General features: G+C 69.8%; 21 protein-coding genes. 7 read left to right on the top strand and 14 right to left on the bottom strand.

What is annotated here, in order from left to right; genetic code table 11:
- Window positions 1-236: 236 nt before the first annotated feature.
- Window positions 237-548: a hypothetical protein gene (locus tag ACH5AO_RS31595; protein WP_398930649.1), complete on the bottom strand. Its 312-nt coding sequence runs from the start codon at window positions 546-548 to the stop codon at window positions 237-239.
- Between the two features lie 21 nt (window positions 549-569).
- A complete protein-coding gene (locus tag ACH5AO_RS31600) occupies window positions 570-2,249 on the bottom strand; it encodes a sodium:solute symporter family protein (RefSeq protein WP_398930651.1) in 1,680 nt (559 codons plus the stop codon).
- A gap of 176 nt (window positions 2,250-2,425) precedes the next feature.
- On the opposite strand from ACH5AO_RS31600, the gene galT reads away from it, so the two are divergent.
- Genes galT through galK form a run of 3 tightly spaced genes read left to right on the top strand, consistent with a single transcriptional unit; the run spans window position 2,426 to window position 5,665 of the window.
- Window positions 2,426-3,487: a galactose-1-phosphate uridylyltransferase gene (gene galT, locus ACH5AO_RS31605; RefSeq protein ID WP_398930653.1), complete on the top strand. Its 1,062-nt coding sequence runs from the start codon at window positions 2,426-2,428 to the stop codon at window positions 3,485-3,487.
- Window positions 3,484-4,464, top strand: a complete 981-nt coding sequence (galE, locus tag ACH5AO_RS31610) for a UDP-glucose 4-epimerase GalE (protein WP_398930655.1) — start codon at window positions 3,484-3,486, stop codon at window positions 4,462-4,464. Before galT ends, galE begins: the two co-directional genes overlap by 4 nt.
- Before the next feature lie 28 nt (window positions 4,465-4,492).
- Window positions 4,493-5,665 (top strand): galactokinase, encoded by a 1,173-nt coding sequence (galK, locus tag ACH5AO_RS31615; protein WP_398930658.1) that lies wholly within the window; start codon window positions 4,493-4,495, stop codon window positions 5,663-5,665.
- A 19-nt stretch (window positions 5,666-5,684) separates the two neighbouring features.
- On the opposite strand, the gene ACH5AO_RS31620 is transcribed toward galK, so the two are convergent.
- The 3 genes from ACH5AO_RS31620 to ACH5AO_RS31630 form a co-directional block, all read right to left on the bottom strand.
- Entirely contained in the window at window positions 5,685-6,002 is a 318-nt protein-coding gene (locus ACH5AO_RS31620; protein ID WP_398930660.1) for a hypothetical protein, read from the bottom strand.
- Entirely contained in the window at window positions 5,999-6,292 is a 294-nt protein-coding gene (locus ACH5AO_RS31625) for a hypothetical protein (RefSeq protein ID WP_398930662.1), read from the bottom strand. The genes ACH5AO_RS31620 and ACH5AO_RS31625 overlap by 4 nt, the downstream gene beginning before the upstream one ends.
- Before the next feature lie 689 nt (window positions 6,293-6,981).
- A complete protein-coding gene (locus ACH5AO_RS31630) occupies window positions 6,982-7,449 on the bottom strand; it encodes a GNAT family N-acetyltransferase (protein ID WP_398930664.1) in 468 nt (155 codons plus the stop codon).
- A 291-nt stretch (window positions 7,450-7,740) separates the two neighbouring features.
- Between ACH5AO_RS31630 and ACH5AO_RS31635 the strand changes: the two genes are divergently transcribed.
- Window positions 7,741-8,508, top strand: a complete 768-nt coding sequence (locus tag ACH5AO_RS31635) for a LuxR C-terminal-related transcriptional regulator (protein ID WP_398930666.1) — start codon at window positions 7,741-7,743, stop codon at window positions 8,506-8,508.
- Here the strand turns inward: ACH5AO_RS31635 and ACH5AO_RS31640 are convergent.
- Window positions 8,467-8,964: a MarR family winged helix-turn-helix transcriptional regulator gene (locus ACH5AO_RS31640; protein ID WP_398930668.1), complete on the bottom strand. Its 498-nt coding sequence runs from the start codon at window positions 8,962-8,964 to the stop codon at window positions 8,467-8,469. The genes ACH5AO_RS31635 and ACH5AO_RS31640 overlap by 42 nt on opposite strands.
- A gap of 114 nt (window positions 8,965-9,078) precedes the next feature.
- Here ACH5AO_RS31640 and ACH5AO_RS31645 point away from each other — a divergent pair, with 114 nt between their 5' ends.
- Both ACH5AO_RS31645 and ACH5AO_RS31650 read left to right on the top strand, forming a co-directional pair.
- Entirely contained in the window at window positions 9,079-9,882 is an 804-nt protein-coding gene (locus ACH5AO_RS31645) for a trans-aconitate 2-methyltransferase (RefSeq protein WP_398930670.1), read from the top strand.
- Entirely contained in the window at window positions 9,882-10,265 is a 384-nt protein-coding gene (locus ACH5AO_RS31650) for a VOC family protein (RefSeq protein WP_398930672.1), read from the top strand. The genes ACH5AO_RS31645 and ACH5AO_RS31650 overlap by 1 nt, the downstream gene beginning before the upstream one ends.
- On the opposite strand, the gene ACH5AO_RS31655 is transcribed toward ACH5AO_RS31650, so the two are convergent.
- Genes ACH5AO_RS31655 through ACH5AO_RS31665 form a run of 3 tightly spaced genes read right to left on the bottom strand, consistent with a single transcriptional unit; the run spans window position 10,190 to window position 12,175 of the window.
- Entirely contained in the window at window positions 10,190-10,435 is a 246-nt protein-coding gene (locus ACH5AO_RS31655; RefSeq protein ID WP_398930674.1) for a type II toxin-antitoxin system prevent-host-death family antitoxin, read from the bottom strand. The two genes, ACH5AO_RS31650 and ACH5AO_RS31655, sit on opposite strands and share 76 nt — an antisense overlap.
- A gap of 52 nt (window positions 10,436-10,487) precedes the next feature.
- Window positions 10,488-11,165 (bottom strand): TetR family transcriptional regulator, encoded by a 678-nt coding sequence (locus ACH5AO_RS31660; RefSeq protein WP_398930676.1) that lies wholly within the window; start codon window positions 11,163-11,165, stop codon window positions 10,488-10,490.
- Entirely contained in the window at window positions 11,162-12,175 is a 1,014-nt protein-coding gene (locus tag ACH5AO_RS31665; RefSeq protein ID WP_398930679.1) for an acyl-CoA desaturase, read from the bottom strand. Before ACH5AO_RS31665 ends, ACH5AO_RS31660 begins: the two co-directional genes overlap by 4 nt.
- A gap of 291 nt (window positions 12,176-12,466) precedes the next feature.
- Between ACH5AO_RS31665 and ppc the strand changes: the two genes are divergently transcribed.
- Entirely contained in the window at window positions 12,467-15,199 is a 2,733-nt protein-coding gene (ppc, locus tag ACH5AO_RS31670) for a phosphoenolpyruvate carboxylase (protein WP_398930681.1), read from the top strand.
- Window positions 15,200-15,306: 107 nt separating this feature from the next.
- Here the strand turns inward: ppc and ACH5AO_RS31675 are convergent, their stop codons facing one another.
- From ACH5AO_RS31675 to glmU, 5 genes are all read right to left on the bottom strand, one after another.
- Window positions 15,307-15,792, bottom strand: coding sequence for a hypothetical protein (locus ACH5AO_RS31675; protein ID WP_398930683.1), 486 nt, complete (start codon window positions 15,790-15,792; stop codon window positions 15,307-15,309).
- Window positions 15,793-15,892: 100 nt separating this feature from the next.
- Window positions 15,893-16,507 carry an aminoacyl-tRNA hydrolase gene (pth, locus tag ACH5AO_RS31680; protein ID WP_398930685.1) on the bottom strand — a complete coding sequence of 205 codons (615 nt, stop codon included), beginning with the start codon at window positions 16,505-16,507 and terminating at the stop codon, window positions 15,893-15,895.
- 85 nt (window positions 16,508-16,592) lie between these two features.
- Entirely contained in the window at window positions 16,593-17,192 is a 600-nt protein-coding gene (locus ACH5AO_RS31685; protein ID WP_398930687.1) for a 50S ribosomal protein L25/general stress protein Ctc, read from the bottom strand.
- 229 nt (window positions 17,193-17,421) lie between these two features.
- Window positions 17,422-18,402, bottom strand: coding sequence for a ribose-phosphate diphosphokinase (locus ACH5AO_RS31690; RefSeq protein WP_398930689.1), 981 nt, complete (start codon window positions 18,400-18,402; stop codon window positions 17,422-17,424).
- An 88-nt stretch (window positions 18,403-18,490) separates the two neighbouring features.
- On the bottom strand, window positions 18,491-19,936 hold the full coding sequence (gene glmU, locus ACH5AO_RS31695; RefSeq protein WP_398930691.1) for a bifunctional UDP-N-acetylglucosamine diphosphorylase/glucosamine-1-phosphate N-acetyltransferase GlmU: 1,446 nt from the start codon (window positions 19,934-19,936) through the stop codon (window positions 18,491-18,493).
- Between the last annotated feature and the right edge of the window lie 109 nt (window positions 19,937-20,045).

The following is a 20,045-nucleotide window of genomic DNA, read 5'->3' on the forward strand; positions in this document are numbered from 1 at the left end:
GCGGAGTCGAGAGTGGGGGAGAAGCCGAGAGTGGGGGAGGCACCCCGTGAGCGCCGGGCCGCGCGAACACCCCCCGGCCCACCCCAACGCGGGGCACCCCGCAAGCGCCGGACTGTGCTGACCCCGCCCCGGCCCACAGCAGTGCGGGCCCCCGTACCGCGCCGGGTCGCGCAGACCCACCCCCAGCCGGCCCCGCGCCAACAGCACAGGGCACCCACACGACCCCGTACGGCCCCTTACCCCTCCCGTTCCCCCGGAACGGCATCCGGCGGCGGCGGAGCCGTCGGCCTGAGCTTCAGCCAGAGGAGGAACAGCAGGCCCAGGATCAGCATCCCCAGCCCCGTCCAGAGGTTGATGTTGACCCCCTGGGCCTTGTCGATGTCCGCGTCGGACGCGGTGAACCCCGCGATCGTGACGATCACGCCGTACACGACGAACAGCCCGCCGATGATCCGCCGGATGTCGAACAACCGCGCGGCCGTGGCGGACTTGGTCTCCAGTTCGGAGACCTCCTGCTGGAGCTCACGCTCGGAAAAGTGCTCGGACATGGTCTCTCCATCCTCCCGCGGTCAGAACGAGAACGGGATGTAGCAGGCGGCGGCCAGGATCACCGCACCCCAGCCCAGCAGCGCGGGCTTGCGGTACCACGCGTCGTCGCCCTCGGCGGGCGGCTCCGCCATGCCGGGCGAGCGCGTGCCGTAGACCAGGCCCTGGAGCTCGTCGGCGGGCTTGGGCGCGGTGAAGAGCGACACGGCGACCATGACCACCGCGCCCGCGACGAAGCCGGCGATCGCGGAGACGAAGTTGGCGCCCTGGTCGGAGGGGATGTCGATGATGCCCTGCTTGTAGATGACGAAGTAGTTGATCATCGCGGCGGTGGTGCCGGCGATCAGGCCCCAGAAGCCGGACTTCATGGACGCCCGCCTCCAGAACATGCCGATGATGAAGACCACGAACATCGGCACGTTGAAGAAGGAGAACAGCGTCTGGAGGTAGCTCATGATGTTGGAGAAGGAGCTGGCCAGGAACGCCGTGCCGATGGAGGCGAGGACGCCGACCGCGGTGATCAGGCGGCCGAAGCGGACGTAGTACTCGTCCTCGCGGTGCTTCACCACGTACTTCGCCCAGATGTCGGTGGTGAAGACGGTGTTGAAGGAGGAGACGTTGGCCGCCATGCCGGCCATGAACGCGGCCAGCAGGCCGGTGACGGCGATGCCCAGGACGCCGTTGGGCAGGAGCTGCTGCATCAGGTACGGGATCGCGTCGTTGTACTGCAGGTCCGAGCCGTTCGTGCCGATCCGCGGGACCATCACGGCGGCGACCAGACCCGGGATCATCACCAGGAACACGATGAAGATCTTCGGGAACGCGGCGATGAGCGGGGTGCGCTGGGCGGCCGAGAGGTTCCTGGCGGACAGGGCGCGCTGCACCTCGGCGAAGTTCGTCGTCCAGTAGCCGAAGGAGAGGACGAAGCCGAGGCCGAGGACGATGGTCAGCCAGTTGGCGCCGAGCGGGTTGTCGCTGCCGATGCCGGTGCCGCCCCAGGCGGTCATGAAGTCGTCGCCGCGCGACGCGGTGAGGGAGTCGGACAGGCCGTCCCAGCCGCCGACGCTCTTCAGGCCGAGCACGGTGATGGGGATGAGCGCGGCGAGGATGACGAAGAACTGCAGGACCTCGTTGTAGATCGCCGAGGACAGGCCGCCGAGGGTGATGTAGGCCAGGACGAAGAAGCCGGCGACGACGATCGCCACCCATTGCGGCCAGCCGAGGAGGGCCTCGACGACGATCGCGAGGGCGTACAGGTTGACGCCGGCGATCAGGATGGCCGCGGCCGCGAAGAGGATCGAGCTGAGCAGGTGGGCCGCCTTGTCGAAGCGCAGCAGCAGGAACTCGGGGACCGAGCGGACCTTGCTGCCGTAGTAGAACGGCATCATCACCAGGCCCAGGAAGACCATCGCGGGGATGGCGCCGATCCAGTACCAGTGGGTCGTGTAGACGCCGTACTGGGCGCTGTTGGCCGCCATGCCGAGGATCTCGGTGGCGCCGAGGTTGGCCGCGATGAAGGCCAGACCGGTGACCCAGGCGGGCAGGGAGCGGCCGGAGAGGAAGAAGTCGAGGCTGGTCCTGACGGAGCGGCGGGCGGCGAGGCCGATGCCCAGCACGACGACGAAGTAGATCCCGAGGATCGTGTAGTCCAGCCAGTTGGTGGGGAGTCGAAGCTCTGCCGCCAAGTATGTGGGGGTTTGCATACACACTCGCTTCGTTCGCGAACTGATCCGGTGCGGAACCCATGCCTCCGTGTTCAGTGATTGAACACTTCCCGTGACGTTCTTTGTTTGATTGTGATGAGTGGGGCTTGCTGATGGGTTGTGATGTGTTATGTTTGATTGTGTTGGGTGATTGGCGGGTGTAGAGGAGTACGGCAGTGAAGAAGACCTCGACCCGGCTGGCCGACGGCCGCGAGCTCATCTACTACGACCTGGCCGACGACACCGTCCGCGACGCCGTCGACCGCCGTCCGCTGGACGCCACCGTCACCACCTCCGAGATCCGCCGCGACGCGCTGCTGGGCGACTCCGTCGCCGTCGCCTCGCACCGTCAGGGGCGTACGTACCACCCGCCGGCCGACGAGTGTCCGCTCTGCCCCTCCGTGGGGGACCGGCTGAGCGAGATCCCGGACTCGTCGTACGACGTGGTCGTCTTCGAGAACCGCTTCCCCTCGCTGGCCGGGGACTCGGGCCGGTGCGAGGTCGTCTGCTTCACCTCCGACCACCACTCGTCCTTCGCCGGCCTGGACGAGCGACAGGCGCGGCTGGTGCTCGACGCCTGGACCGACCGGACCTCCGAGCTGTCGCATCTGCCCTCCGTCGAACAGGTCTTCTGCTTCGAGAACCGGGGGGCCGAGATCGGTGTCACCCTCCAGCACCCGCACGGGCAGATCTACGCCTACCCCTTCACCACCCCCCGCACCGCCCTGATGCTGCGCCAAGTGGCCGCACACAAGGAGGCGACGGGCGGCGAGAACCTCTTCGACGCCGTGCTGGAGCGGGAACGGGCCGACGAACGGATCGTCCTTGAGGGTGAACACTGGGTGGCCTTCGTGCCGTACGCGGCGCACTGGCCCTACGAGGTCCACCTCTACCCCAAGCGCCGGGTGCCCGACCTGCTCGGACTGGACGAGGCGGCGCGCACAGAGTTCCCCCAGGTGTATCTGGAACTCTTGAAGCGCTTCGACCGGATCTTCGGGGAAGGCGAGCCTCCGACGCCGTACATCGCGGCCTGGCACCAGGCCCCGTTCGGGCAGCTGGAGGACTTCGAGGGCGTCACGCGCGACGACTTCGCGCTCCACCTCGAGCTTTTCACCATCCGCCGCACATCCGGCAAGCTGAAGTTCCTCGCGGGCTCCGAGTCCGGCATGAACGTCTTCATCAACGACGTGCCGCCGGAGCGCGCGGCCGAGCGACTGCGAGAGGTAGCGAGTTCATGAGCGGGAAGTACCTGGTGACGGGCGGGGCCGGTTACGTCGGCAGCGTCGTCGCCCAGCATCTGCTGGAGGCCGGCCACGAGGTCGTCGTGCTCGACAACCTCTCCACCGGGTTCCGGGAAGGTGTTCCCGCGGATGCGTCGTTCATCGAGGGCGACATCCGCGACGCCGCCAAATGGCTGGATTCCTCCTACGACGGCGTCCTGCACTTCGCCGCGTTCTCCCAGGTCGGCGAGTCGGTGGTGAAACCGGAGAAGTACTGGGACAACAACGTCGGCGGCACCATGGCGCTGCTCGGCGCGATGCGCGAGGCGGGAGTGCGCCGGCTCGTGTTCTCCTCCACGGCGGCGACGTACGGCGAGCCCGAGCAGGTCCCGATCGTCGAGACCGCGCCCACCCGCCCCACCAACCCCTACGGCGCCTCCAAGCTCGCCGTCGACCACATGATCACCGGCGAGGCGGCCGCCCACGGCCTGGGCGCGGTCTCCCTGCGCTACTTCAACGTGGCCGGCGCCTACGGGCGGTACGGCGAGCGGCACGACCCCGAGTCGCACCTCATCCCGCTCGTGCTGCAGGTGGCCCAGGGGCGGCGCGACGCGATCTCCGTCTACGGCGACGACTACCCGACGCCCGACGGCACCTGCGTGCGCGACTACATCCACGTCGCCGACCTGGCCGAGGCCCACCTGCTCGCGCTGCGGGCCGCCGCGCCCGGCGAGCACCTGATCTGCAACCTCGGCAACGGCAACGGCTTCTCCGTCCGCGAGGTCGTCGAGACGGTCCGCCAGGTCACCGGCCACCCGATCCCCGAGGTCGTGGCCCCCCGCCGGGACGGCGACCCGGCGGTCCTGGTCGCGTCGGCCGGCACCGCCCGCGAGAAACTGGGCTGGAACCCGTCGCGCGCCGACCTCGCGGGGATCGTCGCGGACGCGTGGGAGTTCGCGCAGCAGCGCGCGCAGCAGGCCGAGCAGGCCGAGTAGAACGTCACGAAGGGGCAGGGGTCAGGACATGAGCGAGTCCAGCGAGGCCGTCGCGGGGGCCGTCGCCGAGCGGTTCGAGGAGCTGTACGGGGCCGCGCCGGACGGGGTGTGGGCGGCACCGGGCCGGGTCAACCTCATCGGCGAGCACACCGACTACAACGACGGCTTCGTCATGCCGTTCGCCCTGCCGCACACCGCGGTCGCGGCGGTGTCCCGGCGCGACGACGGCGTCCTGCGGCTGCACTCCGCCGACGTGGACGGGCCCGTCGTGGAACTGACGGTGGACGCACTGACCCCCGAGTCCGACAAGCGGTGGACCGCCTACCCGGCGGGCGTGGTGTGGGCGCTGCGCGAGGCCGGACACGCCGTCACCGGCGCCGACATCCACCTCGCCTCGACCGTCCCGGCGGGCGCGGGCCTGTCGTCCTCGGCGGCCCTGGAGGTCGTCGTCGGGCTCGCCCTGAACGACCTGTTCGGCCTCGGCCTGCGCGGCTGGCAGCTGGCCCGCCTGTCCCAGCGCGCCGAGAACGTCTACGTCGGCGCCCCCGTCGGCATCATGGACCAGACGGCGTCCGCCTGCTGCGAGGCAGGCCACGCCCTGTTCCTCGACACCCGTGACCTCTCCCAGCGCCAGATCCCCTTCGACCTGGCCGCCGAGGGCATGCGCCTGCTCGTCGTCGACACCCAGGTCAAGCACAGCCACAGCGAGGGCGAGTACGGCAAGCGCCGCGCCGGCTGCGAGAAGGGCGCGGCCCTGCTGGGCGTCGACGCGCTGCGGGACCTGCCGTACGGGGAACTGGACGCGGCGCTGGAGCGGCTCGGCGACGAGGAGGAGGTCCGCCGGCTGGTCCGCCACGTGGTGACGGAGGACGAGCGGGTCGAACGGGTCGTCTCCCTGCTGGAGTCGGGCGACACCCGTGCCATCGGGCCCGTCCTGGTCGAGGGCCACGCCTCCCTGCGCGACGACTTCCGCGTCTCCTGCCCCGAACTCGACCTGGTGGTGGAGACGGCGGTGGGCGCGGGCGCCCTCGGCGCCCGCATGACCGGCGGCGGCTTCGGCGGCTCGGCCATCGTCCTGGCGGAGGAGGCCGACGTCCCGACGATCACCAAGGCGGTGGAGGAGGCCTTCACGGCGGCCGGCTTCACCGCCCCCCGCGTCTTCGAGGCGGTCCCGGCGGCGGGCGCGCGCCGGGTGCGCTGACGCCGGACGGCGGCACCGGTCAGCGCCCGGTGCCGCCGCCCGCGAAGCGTACGGGTGACACGAGGGCGATGCGAACCAGGCCGGGTTCGGGTGGAGGGGCGTCGTAGACGTAGGTGACGGTGAGAGTCGGACGGGCGTCCGTGCCTTCGAGTCGCGTGGTGTAGAGCTGCATGCTTCCGACAGCGCTGCGGGCTCGTCGGCCGAGCATCGGATTCTTCTCCGGTTCGGCACGGAGGGACTCGACGGCTTCGAGGGCTCCCGCACCGATGTTCTGGCAGTGGGCCCGGGCCTCTTGTGTGACCTCGGCGATGGCCGACTGCGGCTGTCCGTCGGTCACCGGGCAGTCCCGCGGGCCGTTCGGATCTCAGCAATAGCCGCAGCGACGGCAGTGTCGAAGACCGGGTCCTGCCGGGCCACGATCCGGCCGCGGAACTCCTCGACCAGACGGACGACACCGGAGAGGTCGGCGGGGTCGGCATGGCTGATCTCACGGGCCAGCTCGGCTTCGAAGTCATCGGCGTCACCGGGGAAGCCGTAGCCCATGACGAGGGCGGCACGCAGCTCACCGATGGTGCGCATGGGGGGGGGGAGTCGGGACGGTTCGGAGTCGGCCGGGTTCGTGGTCATGGCGTTGCGGCTCCTTTCACGGTGTCTGTGTCACGGTACCCGCAGGCGCGAGGCCGTCAGGGCGTGTTCCCGTCCGAGGAACGCCCAACCGTCACCTCGACTTTCTCGTCACGCCCGACTCGGAGACGACGAAGGGAGGGGATCGTTGGACGACCAGAAGTCCGAATGGACATTCGGAGCTGGAACTTCCTGCTGTGAGTAGTCGGGACCGTTGGGTGGGCCGGTCGGGGCGGACACTTCGGATTTCTCCACGCAAGGCGTAGTCACGCTGAAATGGGCCTGGTCGTGGGCGCCGATGAGCACCTGTAGCTGGAATCCGCCTCAGTCCTGAAGATCGTGACCTCCTGCTCCTCGGGGGAGGAATCGGGGTTGCCGGATCCGCATCCGGTCAGTAACAAGACCGCTGCCACAGCGATCGTATTCCTCATTCTCATCGGTGTTTCTCCCTCGAAACGAGGCCGGTTCCACCGGTGGCGATGGCGGCAATGTTTTTGCGGACACCTGGACCTGCCAGTGGGACATCGGAAGGACGGAAGGCAGGCCTGCTTACGAGAACCGGCTGCATCTCCCGTACGGCAAGCCGGTGACCGTCTCCACAGGCCTGGGGGACCGGACGATCGACACCACCGGCCTGCCCCGGTACAGCGCCAAGGACATGGGGCTGGGCGAGGAACAGCGGTAGGGCCCGGTCAGCGGCCTGGTCGGCCCAGCCGCTTCGTCAGGGTGTACTCCGTGATCCCCGGCGGGTAGTCGGGGATCACGCACACCACCTCGTAGCCGTGCTTCCGGTAGAAGCCGGGGGCCTGGAAGTCCCAGGTCTCCACGCGGGAGGCCGTGCAGGCGCGTTCGGCGGCGGCGACGCGTTCCGCCTCCGCGAGGAGGCCGGAGCCCAGGCCCGCCCCCCGGTGACGGGCGTCGACCCAGAGGTAGGTCACGTGCAGCCACGCCGTCCAGGTGTGGCCGACCAGCCCGCCGGCCAGTTCGCCGTTCGCATCCAGCGCCCACACGTGCAAAGGCGCTTCGCGTTCGTCCGGGGTTCCGCGCAGTGCCCGCAGGACCGGTGAGGCCGCGGTGTTCGTGTCCCTCAGCCGCCTGCGGAGCAGATCACGTCGGGCCTTGTCGACTTCTGTCTCAAGACGAAACATGCGGCTCACCATAAACGCGCAAGGCCGCCAGTTCTGCAAATAACCTTCCGCTCCCGGCCCTCGCCCGTACCCTGATGAGCAGCGCCGGTGGGGGCCGGCGCCGTTCAGGGGGCGAGACGGTCGGGTACGGCGTCCGAGGTGGGGGCGGCGGTGGTCGCGCGGCGGCGGCCGTGCGGCTGCGGCGGCCCGTCCCACGTCCGGTCAGTGAAGTGACAAGGGCTTCGGCGTCGTACCCGCGCCGGTGTCGTCCTCCGACGATGGGGTAGTCCCCTGCTCCGGGAGGAGCTCGGGGAAGGGGGTTTCGTGGTTCGTATTCGAGTCCTGGTCGTCGACGACCACCGCATCTTCGCCGAGTCGCTGGCCGCGGCCCTGGCCGCGGAGCCGGACGTCGACGTGTCCGCGGCGGGCAGCGGCCCGGCCGCGCTGCGCTGCCTGGAGCGGGCGGCCGCCGAGGGACGGCGGTTCGACGTGCTGCTCGTCGACGCCGACCTGGGCGGCAAGGTGCCGGGAGGCCGGCCGGCCGTGCCCGTGCAGGCCGGTGACGAGGACGGCCTCGTCGACGGGATAACGCTGGTCACCGGGGTGCGTTCGGCGCAGCCGCAGGTACGGCTCGTCGTCCTCGCCGAGAAGGACGACCCGGCCCGGGCCGCGCTCGCCCTGCAGGCGGGAGCCTCCGGATGGGTGGCCAAGGACTGCTCGCTGAGCCGGCTGCTCACCGTCATCCGGGGGGTGCTGCGCGACGAGACGCATCTGCCGCCCGCGCTGCTGACGGGTGTGCTGCGGGAGCTGACCGCCGCCCGGCGGCACCGCACCGAGAGCGAACGGCTCGTGGAGTCCCTCACCCCGCGCGAGCGGGAGGTGCTGCGGTGCATGGTCGCGGGACTGGGGCGCAAGGCGGTCGCCGAGCGCCTGTACCTGTCCCCGCACACCGTACGGACCCACATGCAGAACGTCCTCGGGAAACTGGGGGTGCACTCCACCCTCGCCGCGGTGGCCCTCGCCCGGCGGGCGGGCGTCGGACCCGTCGACCTAACCGGGAATGTTGTCGAACGGGGCGGTCAACTGGCGTAGCAGACCGGCCAGTTCGCCGCGCTGGGAGCTGGTGAGTTCGGAGAGGATCGCCCGCTCCTGCGCCAGCAGCCCGGCCAGTGCCTGGTCGGCGCGGTCACGGCCCTCGCCCGTGAGCCGGACCAGGACACCGCGCCGGTCACTGGGGTCGGGCAGCCGCTCCACCAGGCCCTTCTTGGTGAGGCGGTCGATGCGGTTGGTCATCGTGCCCGAGGTGACGAGCGTCTGCGTGAGGAGCTGCCCCGGCGAGAGCTGGTACGGGACGCCCGCGCGGCGCAGCGCGGTCAGCACGTCGAACTCCCAGGACTCCAGGCCGTGCTCGGCGAAGGCGAGCCGGCGCGCCCGGTCCAGGTGCCGGGCCAGTCTGCTCACCCGGCTGAGCACCTCGAGCGGTTCCACGTCGAGGTCCGGGCGCTCCCGGCGCCACGCTGCGACCAGCCGATCGACCTCGTCCTCCATGGCGGTCAGTGTAGTGGTTGTGTCGATGTGAAGTCTCTTGATGTCAAGCATCTTGACGTCGAGAGTGGGGGTGGGTGACGCTGGGTACCCGTCCGCCGACCATCGGGAGGCCCCATGTCCGCAGCGACCCCCGTCTGGGACCCCGCCCAGTACCTGCGCCACGCCGGTCACCGCACCCGGCCCTTCACCGACCTGCTCGCCCGGATCCCGGAACTCCCCGGGGACCCGCCCCGCATCGCCGACCTCGGCTGCGGCGCCGGCAACGTCACGGCCCTCCTCGCCGAACGCCGGCCCACCGCCCGCATCACCGGCTACGACAACTCTCCCGAGATGCTCGACAAGGCCCGCGCCGACCACGAGGGCGGCGGTCTCCGCTTCGCCCACGCCGACGTCCGCACCTGGGTACCGGACGGGCCGCACGACCTGATCGTCAGCAACGCCACGCTGCAATGGGTTCCGGGGCACGTGGAGCGGTTCCGCGACTGGATCGAAGGGCTCACTCCCGGCGGCACCTTCGCCTTCCAGGTGCCCGGCAACTTCGACGCCCCCAGCCACGTACTGATGCGTGAACTGGCCGCCTCCCCGCGCTGGCGGAGGCGCCTGGCCGGCGTCCTGCGCCACGACGACGCCGTGCTCCGCCCCGAGGCCTACCTGGAGCACCTGACCGCCCTCGGCTGCACGACCGACGCCTGGGAGACCACGTACGTCCATCTGCTGAAAGGGGAGGATCCGGTCCTCGACTGGGTCAAGGGCACGGGCCTGCGCCCCGTCCTCACCGCCCTCGCCGACGACCCGGAGGCACGTGACGCCTTCGTCACCGAGTACCGCACCGCCCTGCGCGCCGCCTACCCGACCGGCCCGCACGGCACCCCGTTCCCCTTCCGCCGCGTCTTCGCGGTCGCCGTCAAGGAGGCGTGATGCTCACCGCCGTCGACCACGTACAGCTCGCCGCCCCGCCCGGCTCCGAGGAACGGCTGCGCGCCTACTACGTGGATGTCCTCGGCATGACCGAGGTGCCGAAGCCGGCCGCCCTGGCCGCCCGCGGCGGCTGCTGGTTCGAGGCCGGAGACGTACGGCTCCACCTGGGCATCGAGGACGGCTTCCGGCCCGCGAGGAAAGCCCACCCCGGCCTGGAGGTGACCGGCATCGAGGCGTACGCCGCCCGCCTGGCCGCCCACGGCGCCCCCGTCACCTGGGACGACAACCTCCCGGGACGCAGGCGCTTCTACTCCGAGGACCCGGTGGGCAACCGGCTGGAGTTCCTGGAACCGTCGGCCGGGGCGCCCGCGCCACGCGCATGACCACCGGCGGCGGCCAGGGCGCCCTCCAGATCCTCGATCACCCGGGGAGCGACGAGGAGGGCCATCACCCGGCCCTCATCCGTGAGGGCGACGGGCTCGCGGCCGCCGGCCACCCAGCGGACCAGCTCCTCCAGCCGGGGAGCGGCCTCGTCGACGGCCATCTCGACCATGCGGGCACCGTCCCGCACAACCGGTCGGCCGCGCAGCCCGGCCGGCCCGGATTCAGCTCTTCCGGTGACCTATCAGCCGAGGCTTCGGCTCCAGCCCGTCCAGCCCGTGCCAGGCCAGGTTGACCAGGTGGGCCGCCACCTCCGCCTTCTTCGGCTTGCGCACGTCCAGCCACCACTGACCCGTCAGCGCCACCATCCCGACCAGCGCCTGCGCGTACAGCGGGGCCAGCTTGGGGTCGAAGCCACGGCTCTTGAACTCGCGGCCCAGGATGTCCTCCACCTGGGTGGCGATGTCCGAGATCAGCGAGGCGAAGGAACCCGTCGACTGGGGGATGGGGGAGTCACGGACCAGGATGCGGAAACCGTCCGTGTACTCCTCGATGTAGTCCAGGAGCGCGAACGCGGCCTGCTCGCACAGCTCACGGGGATGACCGGCCGTCAGCGAGCCCGTCACCATGTCCAGCAGGCGCCGCATCTCACGGTCCACCACCACCGCGTACAGGCCCTCCTTGCCGCCGAAGTGCTCGTACACCACCGGTTTGGAGACCCCGGCCTTCGCCGCGATCTCCTCCACCGACGTGGCCTCGAAGCCCTTCGCCGCGAACAGGGTGCGGCCGATCTCCAGCAACTGCTGGCGGCGCTCCGCACCGGTCATCCGGGTGCGACGCACACGCCGCGGCTTGTCATTGCTCGGGGTGCTGCTGGAGTCGGTCGCCACGGCGACCATCATGCCGCCTCGACGGACTCCGTCCCCTGCCGGGCGCCGCCTTCCGGGGTGTTACGGCGCGAATCGATACGCGAGCGTGACGGCCACCGCACGTCGTACGCCCAGCCCAGCTGCTCGAACCAGCGGATCAGCCGGGCGGAGGAGTCCAGCTGCCCGCGCTCCACACCGTGCCGCGCCGAAGTCGGGTCGGCGTGGTGCAGGTTGTGCCAGGACTCACCGCAGGACAGCACCGCCAGCCACCACACGTTGCCCGAACGGTCCCGCGACCTGAAGGGACGCTTGCCGACCGCGTGACAGATCGAGTTGATCGACCACGTCACGTGGTGCAGCAACGCCACCCGTACGAGCGACCCCCAGAAGAACCCGGTGAACGCACCCCACCACGACATCGTGACCAGACCGCCGATCAGCGCGGGCAGCGCCAGCGACAACGCCGTCCACAGGACGAACTGCCGGGAGATCGCCCGCAGCGTCCGGTCCTTGATCAGGTCCGGCGCGTACTTGTCCTGCGGCGTCTGCTCCTCGTCGAACATCCAGCCGATGTGCGCCCACCACAGGCCCTTCATCAACGCCGGGACCGTCTCCCCGTACCGCCACGGCGAATGCGGGTCGCCCTCCGCGTCGGAGAACTTGTGGTGCTTGCGGTGATCGGCCACCCACCGCACCAGCGGCCCCTCCACCGCCATCGACCCGGCGATCGCCAGCGCGACCTTCAGCGGCCGCTTCGCCTTGAACGAACCGTGGGTGAAGTGACGGTGGAAACCGATGGTGATGCCGTGGCAGCCGAGGAAGTAGAAGAAGACCAGCAGACCGAGGTCCAGCCAGCTCACCCCCCACCCCCACGCCAGCGGCACCGCCGCCACCAGCGCCAGGAAGGGAACGATGATGAAGAGCAGCAACGTGATCTGCTCGATGGAGCGCTTGCGCTCACCGCCCAGCGTGGCGGAGGGCGCCGCGTCGTCGGACCCGGGTTGTTCTGGAGCTTCGTGCAGCACGTCGGAGCCTGAGGTCATGCGTGTCCCCTGTGGGGTATGTGGATTGAGGGTGGGTGCCGGGCCGCCGGAGACGCACTGTATACCTACGCTCCCGTAACCTACGGCAACGTAAGTATGACAGTGCGTCGCCCGGCGGCAAGAGCCCGTCAGCCCGCGCGTCCGGGACGACACCTATCCTTGAAGTCGGTCGGACAGCGCGGTCCGCTCTGATTTCTTCCCGGACGTACGGCCCGCAAGCGGCGCACGCCGCGCGGGACACCGTCCGGGTTCCCTCCCAGACGAGCTTCAACACTGCAAGGAGCCGCACCTGTGAGCAGTGCCGACGACCAGACCACCACGACGAGCAGCGAGCTGCGCGCCGACATCCGCCGACTGGGCGACCTCCTGGGCGAGACCCTGGTCCGGCAGGAGGGCCCGGAACTGCTCGACCTCGTCGAGAAGGTGCGCCGACTCACCCGTGAGGACGGCGAGGCCGCCGCCGAGCTGCTGCGGGGCACCGAACTGCAGACCGCGGCCAAGCTGGTCCGCGCGTTCTCCACCTACTTCCACCTCGCCAACGTCACCGAGCAGGTGCACCGCGGCCGCGAACTGCGCGCCCGCCGCGCAGCCGAGGGCGGACTGCTCTCCCGCACCGCCGACCGCCTCAAGGACGCCGACCCCGAGCACCTGCGCGAAACGGTCCGCAACCTCAACATCCGGCCCGTCTTCACCGCCCACCCCACCGAGGCCGCCCGCCGCTCCGTCCTCAACAAGCTCCGCCGGATCGCCGCCCTCCTCGACACCCCGGTCATCGCCTCCGACCGGCGCCGCCTCGACACCCGCCTCGCCGAGAACATCGACCTCGTCTGGCAGACCGACGAACTGCGCGTGGTCCGCCCCGAACCCGCCGACGAGGCCCGCAACGCCATCTACTACCTCGACGAACTCCACGCCGGCGCCGTCGGCGACGTCCTGGAGGACCTCACCGCCGAACTGGAACGCGTCGGCGTCCACCTCCCCGACGACACCCGCCCCCTCACCTTCGGCACCTGGATCGGCGGCGACCGCGACGGCAACCCCAACGTCACCCCCCAGGTCACCTGGGACGTCCTCATCCTCCAGCACGAACACGGCATCAACGACGCCCTGGAGATGATCGACGAACTGCGCGGCCTCCTCTCCAACTCCATCCGCTACACCGGCGCCACGGACGAACTGCTCGCCTCCCTCCAGGCCGACCTCGACGCCCTCCCCGAGATCAGCCCCCGCTACAAGCGCCTCAACGCCGAGGAGCCCTACCGGCTCAAGGCCACCTGCATCCGCCAGAAGCTGGAGAACACCAAGCTCCGCCTCGCCAAGGGCACCCCCCACGAGACCGGCCGCGACTACCTCGGCACCGGCGAACTCCTCGCCGACCTCCGCGTCATCCAGGCCTCCCTGCGCGAACACCGCGGCGGCCTCTTCGCCGACGGCCGCCTCGCCCGCACCATCCGCACCCTCGCCGCCTTCGGCCTCCAGCTCGCCACCATGGACGTCCGCGAACACGCCGACGCCCACCACCACGCCCTCGGCCAGCTCTTCGACCGGCTCGGCGAGGAATCCTGGCGCTACGCCGACATGCCCCGCGACTACCGCTCCAAGCTCCTCGCCAAGGAACTCAGGTCACGCCGCCCCCTCGCCCCCACCCCGGCACCCGTCGACGCCGCCGGAGAGAAGACCCTCGGCGTCTTCCAGACCGTCAAGCGGGCCCTGGAGGTCTTCGGACCCGAGGTCGTCGAGTCCTACATCATCTCCATGTGCCAGGGCGCCGACGACGTCTTCGCCGCCGCCGTCCTCGCCCGCGAGGCCGGACTCATCGACCTCCACGCAGGCTGGGCGAAGATCGGCATCGTCCCCCTCCTGGAGACCACCGACGAGCTCAAGGCCGCCGACACCATCCTCGAGGACATGCTCGCCGACCCCTCCTACCGGCGCCTCGTCTCCCTGCGCGGCGACGTCCAGGAGGTCATGCTCGGCTACTCCGACTCCTCCAAGTTCGGCGGCATCACCACCAGCCAGTGGGAGATCCACCGCGCCCAGCGCCGCCTGCGCGACGTCGCCCACCGCTACGGCGTACGCCTGCGCCTCTTCCACGGCCGCGGCGGCACCGTCGGCCGCGGCGGCGGCCCCACCCACGACGCCATCCTCGCCCAGCCCTGGGGCACCCTCGAAGGCGAGATCAAGGTCACCGAACAGGGCGAGGTCATCTCCGACAAGTACCTCATCCCCGCCCTCGCCCGCGAGAACCTCGAACTCTCCGTCGCCGCCACCCTCCAGGCGTCCGCCCTGCACACCGCCCCCCGCCAGTCCGACGAGGCCCTCGCCCGCTGGGACGCCGCCATGGACGTCGTCTCCGACGCCGCCCACACCGCCTACCGCAAGCTCGTCGAGGACCCCGACCTGCCGACGTACTTCCTGGCCTCCACGCCTGTCGACCAGCTCGCCGACCTCCACCTGGGCTCACGGCCCTCCCGCCGACCCGGCTCCGGCGTCTCCCTCGACGGACTGCGCGCCATCCCCTGGGTCTTCGGCTGGACCCAGTCCCGGCAGATCGTCCCCGGCTGGTACGGCGTCGGCTCCGGCCTCAAGGCCCTGCGCGAGGCCGGCCTCGACACCGTCCTCGACGAGATGCACCAGCAGTGGCACTTCTTCCGCAACTTCATCTCCAACGTCGAGATGACCCTCGCCAAGACCGACCTGCGCATCGCCCAGCACTACGTCGACACCCTCGTCCCCGACGAGCTCAAGCACGTCTTCGACGCCATCAAGGCCGAACACGAACTCACCGTCACCGAGGTCCTGCGCGTCACCGGCGAACAGGAACTCCTCGACGCCGACCCCGTCCTCAAGCAGACCTTCACCATCCGCGACGCCTACCTGGACCCGATCTCCTACCTCCAGGTGGCCCTCCTCAAGCGCCAGCGCGACGCCGCCGGCGCCGGCGAGGAACCCGACCCGCTCCTCTCCCGCGCCCTGCTCCTCACCGTCAACGGCGTCGCGGCCGGACTGCGCAACACCGGCTGACCCGACACGACGAAAAGGGGTGCCCCCGGCCTCGTACGGCCGGGGGCACCCCTCCGTCCTCGTACGGCCGGGGGCACTTTTTTGTTCTCGTCCCGCGCGGCTCCGTCCTACACGGCCAGGAAGGCCGCCGTCAGCAGCGCCGCCCCCGACAGCGCCATCACCCACGCCACCCGCGTCCGCAGCAGACCGCCGGCCACGACCACCGACGCCAGCAGCAGCGCGCCGCCCAGCGGAACCCACGCGTAGAGGACCCCGGCCGGGCCCGCACGCACGGCGTCCGTACCGCCCGGCTTCAGCACCACCGTGTACGTCCGCCCCTCCACCACGGCCACCGAGCCCTCCAGCACGACCTCCGCACGCGGCTGCGACCCCGGCGACAGCGGCGCGTACGACCCCGTACACGTCGCCGCGCCGCACCGCGCCACCGTCACCGTGCCGCGCTCACGCCCCTTCGTCAGCATCGCGTGCTGCGCCGTACCCCACGACGCCCACACACCCGCGATCAGGATCAGCGCGACGACCGTACCCATCGCCGCGAACCGGCCGAACCGCAGGACGGAGGAGCCACGGGAGGAGCGGGCAGCGCGAGACATGGCCGAGATCCTTGGCCATGACCTTGCGTTCGGTCAACTCCTGTGGGCTCCGACGAACCCGGCAGGGGACGAGCCGACCGACGCACCCCCCAGCGGCACGTCACGAGTTGTACGTCCCCTGCGCCCGCTCCAGCCCCTCGATCACCAGACACTCCACTGCGTCCGCCGCCCGGTCCACGAAGTAGTCCAGCTCCTTGCGCTCCGCCGACGAGAAGTCCTTCAGCACGAAGTCCGCCACCTGCATCCGCCCCGGCGGCCGCCCGATCCCGAACCGCGCCCGGTGGTACTCCCGCCCGAACGCCTTCGTCAGCGACTTCAGCCCGTTGTGACCGTTGTCCCCGCCCCCCAGCTTCAGCCGCAGCGTCCCGTAGTCGATGTCCAGCTCGTCATGGACCGCGACCACCCGCTCCGCCGGCACCTTGTAGAACTCCCGCAGCGCGTTCACCGGCCCGCCCGACAGATTCATGTACGACATCGGCTTCGCCAGCACCACCCGCCTGCCCGCCGGCCCCGGCGGACCGATCCGGCCCTCCACCACCTGCGCCTGAGCCTTGCCGGCCCGCTTGAACCGGCCCCCCATCCGCTCCGCCAGCAGATCCACCACCATGAACCCCACGTTGTGGCGGTTCATCGCGTACTCCGGCCCCGGATTGCCCAGCCCCACGATCAGCCAGGGACCCGCCGCACCGGCCGCCGCATCCGTCGTCACGTCCATGTCTCCTTCATACGCGTCCTCATACGCGTCGGCCGCTGCCCCGTACGGGAACAGCGGCCGACGAAACGACGAATCGGAACGAGGATCAGGCCTCGGCGGCCTCTGCGCCCTCACCCTCGGCACCCTCGGCGGACGCCTCCTCCGCCTGCGCGGCCAGCACCTGGAGGACCACCGCGTCCTCCTCGACGGCCAGCTTCACACCGTTCGGAAGCTCGATGTCCTTGGCGAGGACGGAGGCACCGGCCTCCAGACCCTCCACGGAGACGCTCACGCTCTCCGGGATGTGCGTGGCCTCGGCCTCGACCGGCAGCGCGGCCAGCACGTGCTCCAGCAGGTTGCCACCCGGGGCCAGCTCACCCTCGGTCTGCACCGGGATCTCGACCTGGACCTTCTCGCCGCGCTTCACCAGCAGCAGGTCCACGTGCTCCAGGAAGCCCTTCAGCGGATCGCGCTGCACGGCCTTCGGGATCGCCAGCTCGTTCGACGTACCGTCGATGTCCAGCGCGATCAGCACGTTCGGCGTACGCAGCGCGAGCAGCAGCTCGTGGCCCGGAAGGGTCAGGTGCAGCGGCTCCGAACCGTGCCCGTACAGCACACCCGGAACCTTGTTGTCACGACGGATACGGCGCGCGGCACCCTTGCCGAACTCGGTGCGCGTCGCGGCGGAGATCTTCACCTCGGACATGGTCACTCCTCGAAGTCAGAAACGGACGTGGTCACCCGGCCACGAACGGCCTGCTACGAAGAGCGCGTCGATAACGGACCACCGAAACCGCCTCGGAAAAGCGGAACGGCCTCCCTCGCCGAGCAACTTGGACAGTCTACTCGGACCAGGAGGCCGCACCCAAAACGATCATCGGGAGACCCGGTGCAGAACCCTTACTGCACAGCCTGCGCGGATCTACCGCACACGCCTACTGCTCGTCGAACAGGCTCGTCACCGAACCGTCCCGGAACACCTCACGCACCGCACGCGCGATCGTCGGCGCGATCGACAACACCTTGATCTTGTCCAGGGACTCACCCAGCTCACCCGGCGTCGGCAGCGTGTTCGTGAACACGAACTCACTCACCCGCGAGTTCTTCAACCGGTCCGCCGCCGGACCCGACAGCACACCGTGCGTCGCCGTCACGATCACGTCCTCCGCACCGTGCGCGAACAACGCGTCCGCCGCGGCACAGATCGTGCCACCCGTGTCGATCATGTCGTCCACGAGGACACAGATACGGCCCTTCACGTCACCCACGACCTCGTGCACGGTGACCTGATTCGCCACGTCCTTGTCACGCCGCTTGTGCACGATCGCCAGCGGCGCACCCAGCCGATCGCACCAACGGTCCGCCACCCGCACCCGGCCCGCGTCCGGAGACACCACCGTCAGCTTCGAACGGTCCACCTTCGCCCCCACGTAGTCCGCGAGGAGCGGCAGCGCGAAGAGGTGATCGACGGGCCCGTCGAAGAAACCCTGGATCTGATCCGTGTGCAGATCCACGGCCAGCAACCGGTCCGCACCCGCCGTCTTCATCAGATCCGCGATCAGACGCGCCGAGATCGGTTCACGACCCCGGTGCTTCTTGTCCTGCCGCGCGTAACCGTAGAACGGCACGATCACCGTGATGGACCTGGCCGACGCACGCTTCAACGCGTCGATCATGATCAACTGCTCCATGATCCACTTGTTGATCGGAGCAGTGTGGCTCTGGATCAGGAAACAATCGGCACCACGAGCCGACTCCTGATACCGCACATAGATCTCACCATTGGCGAAGTCGAACGCCTTCGTCGGCACGACCCCGACATCCAGCTGTTGGGCGACCTCCTCGGCAAGCTCGGGGTGGGCGCGGCCGGAGAAGAACATCATCTTCTTCTCGCCGGTCGTCTTGATCCCGGTCACAGCACAATCTCCTCAGAGGTGTCGCAGCTGATGGCGGTGCGGAAGTGCACTTATCACGGTACGCCCTGTTCGAGAGGACCGAATCCGGTCAGTCCTCACCGGCCGACTCCCGGGACGCCGCCTCCGCCGCCTTCGCGGCAGCACTCCCCGGACGCTTACGAGCCACCCAACCCTCGATGTTCCGCTGCTGACCACGGGCCACAGCCAGCGAACCCGGCGGCACATCCTTCGTGATCACCGACCCGGCAGCCGTGTAAGCACCGTCCCCGATCGTGACAGGCGCCACAAACATGTTGTCCGAACCCGTCTTGCAGTGCGACCCGACCGTCGTGTGATGTTTGTCCTGCCCGTCGTAATTGACGAACACGCTCGCCGCACCGATGTTCGAGAACTCGCCGATCGTCGCATCCCCCACATACGACAGATGCGGAACCTTCGTCCCCTCACCGATCGACGCGTTCTTCGTCTCCACATACGTACCGATCTTCGCCTTGCGCGCCAACCGCGACCCCGGCCGCAGATACGCGTACGGCCCCACATTCGCCTCAGGACCCACCTCGGCACCCACCGCCACCGCGTTGTCCACCCGCGCACCCGCACCCACCCGCGTGTCCGTCAACCGCGAGTTCGGCCCCACTTCGCATCCCTCGGCGAGATGCGTGGCCCCGTGCAACTGCGTCCCCGGGTGAACCACCACGTCCTGCTCGAACGTCACCGTGACATCGACCCACGTCGTGGCCGGATCGATCACCGTCACCCCGGACAGCATGGCGGCCGTCAACAGCCGGTCGTTGAGAATCCGCCGCGCCTCGGAGAGCTGCACCCGGTTGTTGATCCCCGCGATCTCACGGTGATCCCCCGCCACCGACGCACCCACCCGATGCCCCGCCTCACGCAGAATCCCGAGTACATCCGTCAGGTACTCCTCACCCTGACTGTTGTCCGTCCGCACCCTCTTCAACGCGTCCGCCAACAACGCCCCGTCGAACGCGAACACACCCGAATTGATCTCACGGATCGCCCGCTGCGCCTCGGACGCGTCCTTGTGCTCCACGATCGCCGTGACCGCACCGCTGCCGTCCCGCACGATCCGCCCGTAACCGGTCGCGTCCGGCACCTCGGCCGTCAGCACCGTCACCGCGTTGCCGTCGGCGGAGTGCGTGGCCGACAACCGCCGCAGCGTCCCACCCGTCAGCAACGGGGTGTCACCGCACACGACGACCACCGTCCCGTCCACGGAACCGCCCAGCTCCTCCAGCCCCATCCGCACGGCGTGCCCGGTGCCGTTCTGCTCCGCCTGCACGGCGGTACGCACGTCCGGGGCGACCTCGGCGAGATGCGCGGCCACCTTCTCGCGGGCGTGACCCACGACGACGACCAGGTGCTCCGGCTCCAGCTCGCCGGCTGCGGCGAGCACATGGCCCACCAGGGAACGGCCACAGATGTCGTGCAGGACCTTCGGTGTGGCCGACTTCATACGGGTGCCCTCACCCGCTGCGAGAACGACGACGGCTGCCGGGCGACTGGTGCTCACGGGATGCCCTTCGGCTGTGATGGGGAGGGGGGTGACATCCGCAGGATACCGGGGTGGTTTCGGGGGGACATGAGAGCGGGTCCTGACCGGTGACCGGTCAGGACCCGAA

This window comes from Streptomyces sp. NPDC018964, from assembly GCF_044390325.1.
Classification (GTDB): Bacteria; Actinomycetota; Actinomycetes; order Streptomycetales; family Streptomycetaceae; genus Streptomyces.